Consider the following 15320-nt stretch of genomic DNA (forward strand, 5'->3'; position numbering starts at 1 on the left):
TTTCTCATTTTCAATTTTGACTACTCTCTATTGTATTTCTTTCTAGCAAAATTTCCAACATACAATCGGATGCATTACACTATAATTTCAAATTCTTTTGTAACATTTGTTACATACTAAAAAGAATGGAGATGTAATATGAAAAACACCGATAAACGCAACCGTTTAGATGATAAGATGTTTCATTATCGGATAACAAAAAACAACATGGTATTAATTGAATATTACGGAAAACAAATTATGATATTAAAAGGAAATGATGCTGAAAAATTTTTAAATAAAATAAATCATGCAAATAACGATAAAGAAAAACAGCTAATTATGGCTAAAATTACAGGTAATTTCAAAAGAGGTAATGAACGAAATTGAAAACGAATCTCATTTACATTTTGATTATACAACAAATAAAAAAAGAAATGTCGCTCATTCAACATTTCTTTAGACTTTCTTCACAAAAAATTTACATTGCTAACATTCCTTTATTTTCTATAATTCCTATATAAGCTAACCGCTGAAATAGTTAGTAATACAACTATGCATAACCACGCATACGTATATCCCTTCTTATCTACAATATAACCAAATAAAGCAGGTGCAACAATAATGGAAATTTGATTTAATGTAAGTGCAAAACTCACTGTCATCCCTACCGATTCTTCACTTGCTGATTCTGCAACTTCAGTTATAAAAAGACTAAACCATCCAATCGAAAAGAACCCTAACAATGCACTTACACCATACAATACATTCGTTATTGTATGTATGCTCATTACTAATATTAGAATGAAGAGAATAGAAATACAAACAGTTATAAATAAAGGGGTGCGCCGATTTCCCTTATAAAACAAATCACTAGTAGCTGCTAATATAACCCTACCAACCATTCCAGAAAAGAACATAACGGAAAATACTTTTCCAGCTAAAATTGGCGTGATTGATTGTTCCAATACTAAAAATTTTATAAAGTGTGCAACTAACACCATTTGCAATGAAATCATACAAATGCCAGTTATATAAATTGCATACAACTCTTTTTTACACATCACTTCTTTTAACTGCATCCAAAAAGAAAGTTTAATACGTTCTTGTTTAACTTTCTCTTGAATATATGGTTCCTTATAAAATATAAAAAATAAAAACCCTCCAATTATACAAATGCATGCAATACTATTTACCGCATAAGCCATATTATATTTTATTGTAAGAAACGGGATCAATACTCCCGCTAACGTGCCACCAATCGGTATACCAGCTTGTCTAATCCCCATTGCTAACCCGCGATTTTCTTTTGGGAACCACTTTATTATCACCTTACTTCCTCCTGGCTGCGAAACACTATAAAACGTTCCTACTAATAAAAGTACAAAGAGTAACCCATTAAATTCATTGACCATATTAGTCAGTAAAAATGAACCTCCTAGTAAAAATGAGCTTATCGAAATTAACAACTTTTCATTGTATTGATCAAGTAGCCGCCCGACAAAAAGCATACAAAATAGCGGTCCTATATTTACAACACTTACTAGCAATCCACTCTCCGTATTCGTAAGTGCATATTCTTCTTTCCAAAATAATGCAAACGCTCCAACACCATACGTTATAAGTGTCGCTGTTGTTTGAGCAACTGTCGCAAAAATTAACATAACCCACTTATAAGTACTATTCACCCTTTCTTCCATTAACACAATAATCCCTCCATCCCCCTTTCATTGTATGAAAGTTCTGATATCATATAAAATAAAGATTTATTATGTAATCCATCAAAAAAAATGATACCTTTTATGGAGGGATGATACTTGGATATAAAAGATTTAACTGTATTTTACGAAGTTGCGAAAGAAAAAAACATATCTCACGCAGCGAAAAATTTAAACTATGTACAGTCTGGCGTAACAATGCGTATGAAACAACTAGAAAACGAATTAGGTGTGCCTTTATTTTACCGAAACGGAAAAGGTGTAACTTTAACTTCTAACGGTGAGATTTTATTAACATACGCCAAACAAATTATCCACTTAATAGATCAATCTGTTAAAGCAGTTCAAAGTAATGGGATCGAACCAAGAGGCACTTTAAAAATTGGATGTACAGAATCTACAACCGCTGTAAGACTTCCATCTATATTAACAGCCTATTATGAGAAATACCCAAAAGTCGAATTGATTTTAGAATCAAATACGACGGAACAATTGATTAGGCTTGTATTAGAACGAAAACTGGACGGAGCGTTTATAGCTGGCTCTACTCAGCATACTGAACTTCATACAAATATATTTCGTGAAGAAGAATTAGTTCTCATTAGCAAAAATCCTTTATCTTCCTTTAAAGACATCGGAGACATGAATTTACTTGCATTTAGTCGCGGGTGCTATTATAGAAATTTATTAGAAGATTGGCTTCAAGAAGAAGGAATTTCACCTAAGCGAGTATTAGAGTTCGGAACAATTGAGGCGATACTCGCATGTGTAAAATCAGGTATGGGCATAGCAATTATGATGAAGTCTATTTTAAATGATCATAAACATGACATATCATTCAACCCTTTACCAAATAGCTTCAAAAAAGTTCCTACTACTTTTATTACTAGAAAAGATATATATCACTCTGCTGCATTACAAAAATTTATGGAGATGACTCACAATGCGTGAAAAGAAAATACGTGGTATGAAACGAAAAACAAACACTTTAATAAAGCGAATTGAGGAACATACAAAAACGTTCCCTTCTATTTTCTATAACGATGAATATTGGAATATGCTATTGCCAGTTTCGCAAACTTTTATCGACTCTCGTAAAACACCTAGAAAAGTAAAGCGATTATGTATTCAAACCTTATTAAATCAAGCAAATCATTTAATAAATATGAAACCGAGCGATACACATACATATCGAGTTGTTGTTTTAATTTCTATAAATAATTTGTGGGGTTCGCAAATCATTATATTTAAAAATGAGGACTACTTTCATAATTTTTTTAATAGAAATAGTGAATTTCAAAAATGGATTCTTCTTTCAAATGAAATTGATTTTTGGGAGAAATTAGAAATTCCAGTTTGTCATTCCTTCGAAACGCTTCGCTTTCAAGAAATTATTTATGATGAAGATGAATGCTACGAAAAAGAGATTCTGTTTATCGGGGAGTTAAATTAAAAAGGGTGTACCTAAAACACTGGTATACCCTTTTTCACTTATTTCCCCTTCAATACACTATGTAATCGATCCGGATAATTTGTAAAGATTCCTGTAGCACCCCATTTGATTAACAGTCTCATCTCTGGTTTCTCATTAATTGTATAAGGATGAATTAACAGTCCATTTTTCCTAGCTATTTTCATATATGATTCATCAATAATTAGTTCTCCGTTATCATTACGTAAGTTTGGTCCAATACCAGCTGCATACTTTTTAATTTCTTGAAAATCATCATTCGTTACACTTTTCGGTTCATGTGTAATGCCAGACCATTCAACAATTTCATTGTTTTCATTTGGATAATACCAAAGCAATTGAACTAACGGAATATTTTCATTCATACTATGAATCTTTTTCAAACTATCTTTACTAAATGATTGAATCATAACACGGCTAGATGACATGTTTTGACCTACTAAATTATATTTATTTAACAATGCTAACAATTTCTCTTCCATTCCTGGATACACATCTGGTGATTTTGTTTCAATGTAATACTTCATGCTTCTTCCATACTTTTGGAAGATTTCTTCAAGAGTCGGAACTTTTTGCCCAACATACTCTTGCTTAGCCTTTTCTGGATACGCTTTATTAAACCACGTTCCTGCATCTAAACTCTTTATTTCGCTTAACGTTTTATCACGTACTTCGCCTGTTCCATTTGTAGTGCGATCAACTGCTGTATCATGCATTGCAATTAATTGGCCATCCTTTGTTAATTGAATATCTAACTCTAAATAATCCGCTTTCATTTTTTTCACTAAATCATAAGAAGCAAAAGTATGCTCAGGTGCATGTCCACTTGCTCCGCGATGTGCAATATTTAAAAACTTATTCGTATTCCATTCATGCTTCCCTTCTGCTTTCGCATGAACAGCTCCCCCAACAAAGATACTTCCCGTCATAAAGAAAATAACTAAAACGCTAATAATCTTTCTCATCCTTCTAACCCTTCCTACGTTGCAAATTTCAACAAGCTAATGAGATTTACACGAAATAGAAGACACACTTTCATTATTTTTATAGACCTATATTAAAATTCCAATCTTACAAATATACTTTATCTATATTATTAATATAGATAACTAGTATTATCCTATTTAATTCCTATAGTCCTCCTTTTCATATGTAACTCTCTATTTTGTACGATTCATTCAATAAAAAAAGCCATAAATTATTTAGAATACACTCCTGTATCCCTAAATAAATTTATGGCTTTTCTCAAATATCTCCGGCCTCTATTAACTTGTCGAATTTAATCATACCAAACCTATTGAAATTTGTGAATATTTTTTTCAGTACAGTGAAGCACATAAAACAATATTTCTGTAGTTACTTAAAAATCACATAATAAATTTCTCATTACCTCTTCCAATACTATATCTGGATTTACTACCGTTTTTTCCGAACGCCATCCGATAAAGCCATCTGGTCTAATTAATACAGCACCTCCATTCTCTATACCATATAATTTGCTAAAAATATCTTCTGGAACAACAAAGTCTCCACTTAAGCCAACACGATACCCTTTTATATTTATTCCTAATTTAGCTGAAACAGCATGTGCTGCCTCAGCCCAAGAACTATTTTCTACTCCTGTAAGTAATACAAAACTGTTACCGAATAAGTCTAATGTAGAAACTTTCTTTCCTTCATACGTTCCCCATAAATGCTGTGCTCGTGTTCCAGGTCTCCCGTTCAACTCTATGCTATCCATTCTATGTGGAGTGACTGAATTATCTATAATTGCCTCTGAACAATACTGATATCCAACTGTAACAGCTAAAACATCCATATTATTCAAACTGCCTTCCTCTCTATTCGCAGCACGAAACAGTAAACTACTTGCATAAGCTGTCGTTAATTTTGCAACAGAGTGTCTCTCTTCATGATATGTTTCTAACAATTTTGGTTTTGCCTTCCCTTTTATAACAGCCGCTAATTTCCAAGCTAAGTTATGCGCATCTTGTATTCCTGTATTTGAACCAAATCCTCCTGTTGGCGGCATAATATGTGCTGAATCTCCAACTAAAAAGGTTCGATTTCCTTGAAATTTCACCGCTGTACTTTCGGCCGCTTCCCACGGTAAAACACTTAATATTTTTGATTCAACATTTGTACTTCCAATTGCTATTTGAATAATTTGTTTACAACGTTCTATAGTGAAGTCCTCTAGCCCCTCTCCTTTTAATGGATCGTAGGCTACATGATAAATCCATTTTTTTACGTTATCAACTGGGATAAGTGCACCAAGAACCTCCGGATGAAGTACCATCGAAAAACCGAATGCGTCTCCTTGTATAAACTCTCTTAAATCAGCTTCAAAATAAATATTCATATAATAGCCACCAATGGTTCCACGCCCCTCAGTTTTAATCCCTAACTGCTCACGTATTTTACTTTTCGCTCCATCCGCTGCAATTACATAGTCACAATGTATGACACTTTCTTTTTCTGTTTCACGATTTCGAATCTTTGCTTTTGCCCCGTTTTCATTTTGTTCAAATGAAACTAATTCATGATAAAAAGATAGTTGCCCGCCTAGCGTTTTTGCTTCTTGTAACATCATCTCTTCTAAAATAATTTGATAACATGCAGTTTGTTTTGATGGACTAATCTTTTCTATTTTTTGAAGTAACTCTTCATCGTTTCTGTATTGCGTCGCTCTCATTTGTTCCAATTCTTCTTTATTCGCCTCAGCTATTGTATGAACCGCTATTCTTCCTCGGCAGTTCTCTAATGCTTTACCTGCCAATTTAATTCTTTGTTCCAAGCCTAATTCTCGAAATAACTCCATTGTACGTAAAGTAAGACCGCCTGCTTTCGGATGAATGGCAGTAGACGGATGCCTTTCAATAAGTAAGTACTCAATGTTATGTTTTGCAAGAAATAACGCAGACGCTAACCCAGATAATCCCCCTCCAACAATTAAAACTGGTACATAATTCGATTTCATATATTTACCCTCCACATCATTGTTCTGAGCTCAGTGACATAAATATAATCAAAAAAAACATTAAAATATAGACTTATATTTCATTTTGAATTATCATATAGATAGATTACGCCCCAAAATCCCTTTTACCTTTTCATACAGATATAATCCACCTGAATTATATCTGTATGAAAGTGTAAAACAAAAGAACGTACTTTACGTTGAACTATGTTCTATCGTAAAAATCAAAAATAATAAAAACATTATAAACGGTCGTAACCTTATGGATTATACAAGGTTACGACCGCTTATTTTATTGTTACATCATTTTTTGTTTTTAAAACTTCATCTATTGTGTTATGTAGTCCTTCCAATCCCTTTTCTATCTCCCTATAATTTTCAAAAATAAAAAATTCATTCGTCTCGATTTTCTTTCCCAATATTGCACCTCATACAACAATCATGTAGCATTACCGTATCGAAGTAATGGTTCGTTATCTTAAACCTTTCGACTAATTAGCAGGAGGCAAAGTGATTGAAATGAATAAACAAGAACAATTAAATATTATAAAAAAAGATTTTATTGATTCTCAAAAAGTATTATTGGCAATTGGTGATGAAACACGTCAAGCTATTTTATTAGTGCTAATGGAAACGGAATGTCAAACAGGATTACGTGTAGGAGAAATCACGAAGCAAACACACCTTTCCCGTCCAGCAGTATCACATCACCTTAAGATTTTACGAGAAGCTGGCATTATTTTAATGAGAAAAGAAGGTACAAAGAATTTTTATTATATTGATATACGTACAAAATTAGGTTTATTAAAAAATCTTGTATTAGATATTGAGAAGCTATTGCAAAACTTTTATTAAAACTTGGAGGTATAAGAAATGAAAGCAATGATAATTGATAGATATGGAAAAGTCCCAATGCGTATGGCAGAGGTACCTACTCCTGAAATAAAAGAGTATGAGGTGCTCGCAGAAATTCATGCAGCTAGTATTAACCCAATTGATTTTAAAATACGCGACGGAAAAGTAAAAATGTTACTGAAATATGAAATGCCCCTAATCCTTGGTAATGACTTTGCCGGTGTCATCACGAAGGTTGGATCAAAAGTAACTCGTTTTAAAGTTGGTGATGCAATATATGCTCGTCCAAGAAAAAATAAGATTGGTACTTTCGCGGAGTATATAGCCATTCATGAAGATGATATAGCTTTAAAGCCGAAAAATTTAAGTTTTGAGGAAGCTGCTTCGATTCCACTTGTTGGCTTAACATCATATCAAGCATTACATGACATCATGCAATTACAAAAAGGACAAAAGATTTTAATTCACGCTGGATCCGGTGGTGTTGGTACTTTCGCAATTCAGTTAGCAAAAATAATGGGTGCTACTGTTACAACGACTGCTAGTGAAGCTGGTGCAAATTTAGTAACGTCTCTTGGCGCAGATGAAATTATTAATTACAAAACAGAAAAATTTGAAGATATACTAAAAAATTATGATGCGGTATTTGATACAATCGGCGGTGCAACGCTTGAAAAATCATTCAATATTATAAAAAGCAGAGGAAACATTGTTTCCGTTTCAGGTATGCCGAATGCACGCTTCGGTAAAGAATTTGGTTCAGGATTCTTTAAAACTCTCTTATTTTCATTAGCCAGCAAAAAACTTACTGCACTTGAAAAAAAGCATAATGCTCAATATTCATTTTTATTTATGAAGCCAAGCGGGGATCAATTACGTACTATTGCAAACTATATTGAAGCCGGAAAAATCAAACCGGTAATCGATCGAGTCTTCCCTTTTGAAGATGCGCAAAAAGCAATGGAATATTCAGAGTCTGGAAGAGCAAAAGGAAAAATAATTGTAAAAATTAAATAATAATAAAACCTCCATTTTCTTAAAATGGAGGTTTTAAATTTGCTGTTAAATAGACATAGTGCAATGAAGTCCTTACAATAGATTGCAAGGGGAAATATTATATTATACTTTTAGTTAACTTTACAAAGAATACATACGTACAAATACATAACTTAAAATACAAAAAGGAGGAGATACAATGACTAAAAATAATGAAACAGGTTGGAATTTAGATAATAGTTATACGACTTTACCACAATCATTTTATACAGAAATCCCCCCTACTCCCGTAAGTTCACCGGAGTTAGTTAAACTAAACCATTCATTAGCGATATCTCTTGGCTTGACCCCTGAAGAACTGAAAAAGGAAGCTGAAATTGCTATTTTCGCTGGTAATGCACTCCCAGAAGGAGCTCATCCATTAGCTCAAGCATATGCTGGCCATCAATTCGGACATTTTAATATGTTAGGCGACGGTCGTGCTCTTTTAATTGGCGAACAAATTACTCCTTCAGGTGAGCGTTTCGATATTCAACTGAAAGGTTCTGGCCCTACTCCCTATTCACGCCGAGGAGATGGCCGTGCTGCACTCGGTCCGATGCTACGTGAATATATCATTAGTGAGGCAATGTATGCACTTGATATTCCGACTACTCGCAGTTTAGCAGTTGTCACAACTGGTGAAGCAACATATCGTGAAACAAAGTTACCTGGAGCAATTTTAACTAGAGTAGCTAGTAGCCATATACGCGTCGGTACATTTCAATATGCTGCAGCTCGTGGTTCAATAGAGGACCTGAAATCACTAGCTGACTATACGATAAAAAGGCATTACCCAGAAATTGAAGCTCATGAAAACCGATATACTGCATTACTACAAGAAGTCATTAAAAGACAAGCCAGTCTTATCGCAAAATGGCAACTTGTTGGATTTATCCACGGTGTAATGAACACTGACAATATAACGATTAGTGGCGAAACAATTGATTACGGTCCTTGTGCATTTATGGACAATTACAATCAAGGAACCGTATTTAGCTCTATTGACACACAAGGTCGTTATGCATATGGAAATCAACCATATATGGCCGCATGGGACCTCGCTCGATTAGCAGAATCTTTAATACCAATTCTGCACGAAGATGAAGAAGAAGCATTAAAGATCGCCCAAGACGAAATTTCGAAATTTAGCGTACAGTATGAAAACCATTGGTTCCTTGGAATGAAAAAGAAATTAGGACTATTTAGTACCGAAGAACAAGATCAACCACTTATTGAGCAACTTTTAAAAATGATGGAGAAATATAAAGCAGATTATACAAATACATTCCGTTCATTAACTCTTGATGCTATTGAAAATACAGCTCTATTTGAAAGTCCTGAATATAAAGATTGGTACAAACTGTGGCAATCTCGATTAAAAAGACAAGAACAATCGAAAGAAAACGCCTACGAAATGATGAAAAATAATAACCCATCAATCATCCCAAGGAACCACCGTGTAGAAGAAGCACTAGAAGCAGCTGTTACAAATGACGACTATAGCGTAATGGAGAAACTTCTTGAAGCTTTATCAAACCCTTATGCGTATTCTACAGATCAAGAAGAATACTGCATTCCGCCTGCACCGACGAATCGCCCTTATCGTACTTTTTGTGGGACTTGATTAAAAATTTGTTTTTATTTTAACCCAAAATTTATTAAGTTAACTATTAATCACAAACTTAAAAGTTGCTTTCAATATTGAAAGCAACACATTTAGTATCCAACCTTAAACAAGTCACAAATTATAATTTGTGACTTGTTTAATTACCCACGTTCAATAGAAGATTTGTTTTGCAGGCATCGTTGTATCTTCAGAGACAGCATATGGATTTTCATTAGGTTTTATAATTATAAACGTTCTACCATATCCACTGTGAGCTAATTTATTGCAAAGACCTTCTACCATAAAACCCCATAACTCCAGCTGCTATTCCCATTATAGATAATCCAAGTTTTTTCTTTATTTTAATGCTTCTTTTTCAAATATTCTCTTTTTTATTTCATAACTCATAAAAAAATACTTTTCTGCTTTTTCTATATTACCTACCTTATGAAACTCTAATGCCAGACTTTCGGTATATTCGTGAATATACTCCGATAAATTTTTTCTTTCAAAGTAAGAAAAACCTTCAAGAATAATTTTTTCTATTTTTTCTACCTCTAAATGCTGACAAAATCCCTTTAGAATTAAAAAGTGATATCTATATTCATCATTTTTTAATTCCTCACAAACCTTCAATCCACTTTCAATTAATTCCTTCGCTTTTTCTATTTCACCTAATTTATAATATTCTCTTGCCTCTAAAAAGATTGCCTTATAATGAGTAGGCATTTTTTTAGAAACCTCAGATAAGTGTCTAATTGCTAAAACTGAAAGATTTTGACTCGCATACAATAAACCTAAATTATGTCTGATTCTTAATACTAACATTTCAGCATCATTTTTTTGTAAAATGTTTATTGCTGACGCAATATATTCCTCACCTTTATCATGCTGCTTTAATTCCGAAAAAGATAATCCTAATATATTTTCGCACAGCGCTATGTTCACTTCATACCCTGCTTGTTTAACAAAGATATCTCTTGCCTTTGAAGCGTATTCAATAGCTGAATATGCGTAATGCAAGTGGTATTTTAATATAGCAACTCTATAATTAAACTCTGCATATTCAATTTCATCTGAAATATGCTCTAATAACCCTTCAGCTTTTTCAAAATAGTTGCTAGCTTCACTATAATTAGTAAGAATTGTATAATGAATGGCTTTGAATAAATAATAATAATAATTAGAATATTCATCATTCGGTTTAGGCAATGCATCTATTTTATCAAAAGCTTTTTTCAAATTACCTAAACCATCTATTAGCACTTTATATCGAAATTCTAACAGATAATAGTGAAATGAAACCTTTACATCTGATTCGATAATATAAAGCTTTTTATCGATCTCTTCTTTTAATTTTTTTGCTTCACTTATACGTTGAGCTCTAATATCTCGATACCAATCATTCAGCATCTTATTAATTAATTCATTGCCAGTGATTTGTATATTCATCAAATCCACTCTCCTTCTTTTAATTATCATAAAAATAACATAATTCGATTATTTGTATCTATCTATATATATATTTCTCAACAATTGAACAAAATTCATTCACTGAATTTTGTTCAATATTTTAATAGACCCGCTGTAAATATGAATACTTTTTCTTATAACCTCTGAATATGAGTATCCTTAAAATCCGTCTCATATTTCAATCCATATCCAAACATTCGATCCATTCCAATATGTGCTGTCCATATTAAGCCAATCATTATAACGGTATCTATCTTAAAATAGACACCTATTAGAACAATTAATATGGATATGATATATGTGTGACATACATTATATATTTTCGCACCAACGTGATTATTAATCCCATATGCTAACATTGATAGATCCGGCGCTAAAAGGAATACAAAAAATATAATCCAACTAAACTCATATATCGAATACATATAAATCGCGGCTAAAAATACAACCATTCCTTCAAAATGTACAATACGTTTTTGCATTATTTATCATTCCTATTTTTCTATATTTATTAATACATTTTCATCGCTAAAAGTATTCTTTTCATTTTTTGCATTTTTTGACCAGATGGTTGCTAATATTGGCCCTGCAATGTTATGCCATACTGCTGCTAATACACTTGGGAGTGCAGCCGCCGGTCCAAAATGCGCTGTCGCCAGTGCAACACCTAAACCTGAATTTTGCATTCCTACTTCTATTGAAATAGCCCTTCTTGTCCCTTCGTCTAGTCCAAGTACGAACGCAGTTATATATCCGAGCAAAAAACCGAAAGCATTATGGAGCATCACCGCAATAAAGATAAGAAGTCCTGAAGAAGTAACGCTACTTACATTTGCTGAAACAACTGCAGAAACAATTATGATAATTGCTACAACTGATATTAAAGGAATAACAGTCATTCCTTTATTAACGATATGAGGGAAAAACTTTTTCACTACTAGTCCTAAAATAATAGGCACAATAATGACTTGTACGATAGAAAGAAACATGGACATAGCATTTACTGGCATCCATTGCCCTGCAAGTAATAGTAGAATGAGCGGTGTAGCAATTGGTGCTAGTAACGTTGATACTGAAGTCATTGCAATAGACAACGCTAAGTTCCCTTTTGCTAAATAAACCATAACATTTGATGCAGTGCCACCCGGTACTGAACCGAGCAACACTAACCCAGCTGCTAATTCCGCTGGCAGATTCATAACGTAGGCTAGTACGTATGCGACAAGTGGCATAATAATAAACTGAGCACATACACCGATAATAACTGCTAATGGTTTTGTAGCTATGATTTTGAAATCAACAGCCTTCAATGTTAATCCCATCCCAAACATGACAACCCCAAGTAAAATCGTTATGTAACTAGTTAACCCGAGAAATGGCGCGGGAATGAAATATGCAATAGCTGCAATACAAATAACCCAAAATGCAAAATACTTTCCAGCTATATTACTTATCGCTTCTAGTACTTTCACCCGATCAGCCCCTATCTTTTAATTGAAACACCTTATTCGGATTCAAAATATTTTGCAGATCAAGAGCTTTCTTTATTTTCTCCATTACACATAATGCCGCCCCATGTTCTTCTTCTTGATACTTTCGTTTTCCGATTCCAACGCCATGTTCTCCTGTACATGTTCCTCCTCGTTTAAGAGCATACAGAACGATACTTTCGTTTATTTCGTCTGCCTTCTTTACTTCCTCTTTATCATTTGTGTCAATCATTAAGAGTACATGGAAATTCCCATCTCCAACATGACCTAGAATACCGCCAATAAGCCCTACTTTATCTAATACCTCTTTCGCATGTTGAATCGCGCCAGCTAATTCCGAAATTGGCACACATACGTCTGTACTCATTAGCTTTTTACCAGGATAACTATGCACGTAAGAGTACGCTAAGTTATGCCTTGCATCCCACAGTTTATTTCTTGCTGCTGTTTCCGTCTCAAACGCAATTTCTTTACATTTATGATCAAGAACGATTTCTTTCGTAAATTCAATATCTTGCTTTAACCCTGCTTCATTGCCGTGAAACTCTAAAAATAGTGTCGGTTCTTCTCTGTAACTTGTTTCATTGTAATGATTTACTTGTTTCATAGATAATTCATCAACGAGTTCAATTCTCGCGATTGGAATACCTGCTTGTAATATGTTAATTACAGCTTCTACTGCATCATTTATAGTTGGAAACGATGCCCTCGCAGCCATAACATGTTCTGGTATACCGTATACTTTTAAAGTTAACTCCGTGAAACATCCAAGTGTTCCTTCTGATCCTACGAAAATACCATTTAAATGATAACCTGATGATGACTTCGCCGCTAAATTCCCGGTATGTATTACCCCTCCATCCGCAAGAACGACTTCTAAATCTCGAACTTGATCACGCATTACACCATACTTTACTGCTGTCGTTCCGCTCGCGTTTGTAGCAGCCATTCCTCCTAACGTTGCATCAGCTCCTGGGTCTACACTAAAAAATAATCCATACTTTTTCAATTCTTTATTAAGCTGAGAGCGCGTCACCCCTGGCTGTACTCTCACAAGAAAATCCTTTTCTCTTATTTCAAGTATTTTGTTCATAAGAGAAAAGTCCATTGTAATTCCTTTTTCGTAAGGAATTACATGTCCCTCTAAACTGGACCCTACTCCAAATGGAACGACAGCTGTTCCGTGCTGAATCGCTATTTTCATTATCGCGCTAACTTCTTCGGTCGTTTTTGGAAAAACAACTACATCAGGTAAACTACTAGTATGATAAGATTCATCTTTACTATGTAACTCTCGTACTGTCATATTTATTACTACTCGATCTTCAGGAAGTATGCCTTTTAATTCATTTACTACATGTTCAATTGTTATTTCCATAATCAACTCTCCTTTTTAATTTTAAAACAAGTATACCATCTTTATACAAAATAATTAGAAAAATAAGATTATTAAACCTGAACATACAAAAAAGAACCTGCAGCACACGCTACAAGTTCTTTTTCACTACATTTTAAACGATTTCTTTATTAACAACATAAACCAAATTAAAGTAACTGCCATCAACGAATGAGAAAATCCTACAATATAAGTTAACCCTTTAAAGTCAGCTCCATTTAACTGAAGAAGCCCTCTCGCTGCTAGCGAACCTAACATTAATGTTAATGCAATGTTATGTAAAACAAACCACTTATTAAACCCTTGCACTTCATGAAACGCGAATACTTTTGCTAATCCTAAAGCAATTAAAAAGAAGAAAAAGCCAAGTACAAGTGTATGTGTATGCAAAAGATTTAACAAAGTAGATCCTAAAATCCCTTTATACTTACCATACTCCCTAGCGAAAATCCCTGATAATAAACCGATAATCAAATACGTAAACGATGCATTATATAATTTCTTCATTATGTACCTCCTTGAGTAGAATGTGTAGTGTGTCATATTTAGTAATAATGATAGTTATATAGTAAAAACTCCTAGTCACCTAGGAGTCATTGTATAAGCACCTCACTCTTTACAATCAATCCTAATTATAAAATATCTCTCTATACAAAACAAACGAACTTTATGTGAACAAACAAAGCCCCATTAAAATATGTTGCACTTTTGTTTTACACAATCCATACTAATTGTTATAACTTTTTAAAGGTGGTGTAATCATTGATAGTTCTTAAAACAGAACGTCTTAACCTTCGTTGGTTTGATATAAAAGACGCTCCTTTTATTCTTGAGTTAGTAAACGATCCTGCATGGATTCAGTTTATCGGTGACAAAGGAGTTAGAAACTTAGAAGATGCAAAAAATTATATTGTAAACGGTCCCATCGATATGTATAACAAACTCGGATTTGGCCTTTACTTAGTAGAACGAAAAGAAGATCTCACTCCACTTGGTATGTGTGGCCTTATTAAAAGAGATTCATTAGAAGACGTTGATATCGGATTTGCCTTTTTAGAAACATTCCGTTCAAAAGGATATGGCTACGAGTCAGCTTCTGCAATAATCGAATACGGTGTACAAAAGCTCGGCATGAATCGAATTGTAGCAATTACTTCTATAGATAACATCGCCTCAGGAAAGCTTTTAGAAAAAGTAGGATTACGATTTGAGAAGATTATTTCAGGGTCTGGAGAAGATTTAAAATTATTTGGGTATAACGCATAGTAAAGAAGGTCGCCGTGAATGGCGACCTTCTTTACTATTGTAATAATA

General features: G+C 33.6%; 16 protein-coding genes. 7 read left to right on the forward strand and 9 right to left on the reverse strand.

Features of this window, described 5'->3' with window-relative positions; translation table 11 throughout:
• Nucleotides 1-138: 138 nt before the first annotated feature.
• Nucleotides 139-369, forward strand: a complete 231-nt coding sequence (locus DOS87_RS19520) for a hypothetical protein (protein ID WP_000798793.1) — start codon at nucleotides 139-141, stop codon at nucleotides 367-369.
• Between the two features lie 110 nt (nucleotides 370-479).
• Here DOS87_RS19520 and DOS87_RS19525 read toward each other — a convergent pair whose 3' ends face one another.
• The gene (locus DOS87_RS19525) at nucleotides 480-1679 is read right to left on the reverse strand and encodes an MFS transporter (RefSeq protein ID WP_015945864.1); all 1200 of its coding nucleotides are present in this window, start codon (nucleotides 1677-1679) and stop codon (nucleotides 480-482) included.
• Nucleotides 1680-1796: 117 nt separating this feature from the next.
• On the opposite strand from DOS87_RS19525, the gene DOS87_RS19530 reads away from it, so the two are divergent.
• Together DOS87_RS19530 and DOS87_RS19535 are read left to right on the forward strand one after the other, a co-directional pair.
• Nucleotides 1797-2648 (forward strand): LysR family transcriptional regulator, encoded by an 852-nt coding sequence (locus DOS87_RS19530; RefSeq protein WP_000351677.1) that lies wholly within the window; start codon nucleotides 1797-1799, stop codon nucleotides 2646-2648.
• Nucleotides 2641-3150 (forward strand): DUF3916 domain-containing protein, encoded by a 510-nt coding sequence (locus DOS87_RS19535; RefSeq protein ID WP_001208325.1) that lies wholly within the window; start codon nucleotides 2641-2643, stop codon nucleotides 3148-3150. The genes DOS87_RS19530 and DOS87_RS19535 overlap by 8 nt, the downstream gene beginning before the upstream one ends.
• A 38-nt stretch (nucleotides 3151-3188) precedes the next feature.
• On the opposite strand, the gene DOS87_RS19540 is transcribed toward DOS87_RS19535, so the two are convergent.
• Nucleotides 3189-4133 (reverse strand): glycerophosphodiester phosphodiesterase, encoded by a 945-nt coding sequence (locus DOS87_RS19540; protein WP_208730114.1) that lies wholly within the window; start codon nucleotides 4131-4133, stop codon nucleotides 3189-3191.
• Between the two features lie 395 nt (nucleotides 4134-4528).
• A complete protein-coding gene (locus tag DOS87_RS19545) occupies nucleotides 4529-6148 on the reverse strand; it encodes an FAD-dependent oxidoreductase (protein ID WP_044784019.1) in 1620 nt (539 codons plus the stop codon).
• 510 nt (nucleotides 6149-6658) lie between these two features.
• Between DOS87_RS19545 and DOS87_RS19550 the strand changes: the two genes are divergently transcribed.
• The 3 genes from DOS87_RS19550 (at nucleotide 6659) to DOS87_RS19560 (ending at nucleotide 9665) form a co-directional block, all read left to right on the forward strand.
• On the forward strand, nucleotides 6659-7003 hold the full coding sequence (locus tag DOS87_RS19550; protein WP_000571870.1) for an ArsR/SmtB family transcription factor: 345 nt from the start codon (nucleotides 6659-6661) through the stop codon (nucleotides 7001-7003).
• A gap of 18 nt (nucleotides 7004-7021) precedes the next feature.
• On the forward strand, nucleotides 7022-8020 hold the full coding sequence (locus tag DOS87_RS19555; protein WP_000646432.1) for an NADP-dependent oxidoreductase: 999 nt from the start codon (nucleotides 7022-7024) through the stop codon (nucleotides 8018-8020).
• A gap of 178 nt (nucleotides 8021-8198) precedes the next feature.
• Nucleotides 8199-9665 carry a protein adenylyltransferase SelO gene (locus DOS87_RS19560; protein ID WP_000164912.1) on the forward strand — a complete coding sequence of 489 codons (1467 nt, stop codon included), beginning with the start codon at nucleotides 8199-8201 and terminating at the stop codon, nucleotides 9663-9665.
• 153 nt (nucleotides 9666-9818) lie between these two features.
• On the opposite strand, the gene DOS87_RS30325 is transcribed toward DOS87_RS19560, so the two are convergent.
• From DOS87_RS30325 to DOS87_RS19585, 6 genes are all read right to left on the reverse strand, one after another.
• Entirely contained in the window at nucleotides 9819-9950 is a 132-nt protein-coding gene (locus DOS87_RS30325) for a hypothetical protein (protein ID WP_000229166.1), read from the reverse strand.
• A 54-nt stretch (nucleotides 9951-10004) separates the two neighbouring features.
• Nucleotides 10005-11099: a response regulator aspartate phosphatase gene (locus DOS87_RS19565; protein WP_001025501.1), complete on the reverse strand. Its 1095-nt coding sequence runs from the start codon at nucleotides 11097-11099 to the stop codon at nucleotides 10005-10007.
• A 155-nt stretch (nucleotides 11100-11254) separates the two neighbouring features.
• Nucleotides 11255-11602 (reverse strand): DUF4260 domain-containing protein, encoded by a 348-nt coding sequence (locus tag DOS87_RS19570; RefSeq protein WP_001172057.1) that lies wholly within the window; start codon nucleotides 11600-11602, stop codon nucleotides 11255-11257.
• A gap of 12 nt (nucleotides 11603-11614) precedes the next feature.
• Nucleotides 11615-12592, reverse strand: a complete 978-nt coding sequence (locus DOS87_RS19575) for a bile acid:sodium symporter family protein (protein ID WP_000865817.1) — start codon at nucleotides 12590-12592, stop codon at nucleotides 11615-11617.
• Between the two features lie 4 nt (nucleotides 12593-12596).
• On the reverse strand, nucleotides 12597-13988 hold the full coding sequence (locus tag DOS87_RS19580; protein WP_000406575.1) for an FAD-binding oxidoreductase: 1392 nt from the start codon (nucleotides 13986-13988) through the stop codon (nucleotides 12597-12599).
• A 126-nt stretch (nucleotides 13989-14114) separates the two neighbouring features.
• Nucleotides 14115-14513 carry a DUF2871 family protein gene (locus tag DOS87_RS19585; protein WP_000737896.1) on the reverse strand — a complete coding sequence of 133 codons (399 nt, stop codon included), beginning with the start codon at nucleotides 14511-14513 and terminating at the stop codon, nucleotides 14115-14117.
• Nucleotides 14514-14768: 255 nt separating this feature from the next.
• Here DOS87_RS19585 and DOS87_RS19590 point away from each other — a divergent pair, with 255 nt between their 5' ends.
• On the forward strand, nucleotides 14769-15272 hold the full coding sequence (locus tag DOS87_RS19590; RefSeq protein ID WP_000636433.1) for a GNAT family N-acetyltransferase: 504 nt from the start codon (nucleotides 14769-14771) through the stop codon (nucleotides 15270-15272).
• Nucleotides 15273-15320: the final 48 nt, after the last annotated feature.

Source organism: Bacillus sp. CR71 (assembly GCF_003429245.1).
Taxonomy (GTDB): domain Bacteria; phylum Bacillota; class Bacilli; order Bacillales; family Bacillaceae_G; genus Bacillus_A; species Bacillus_A thuringiensis_S.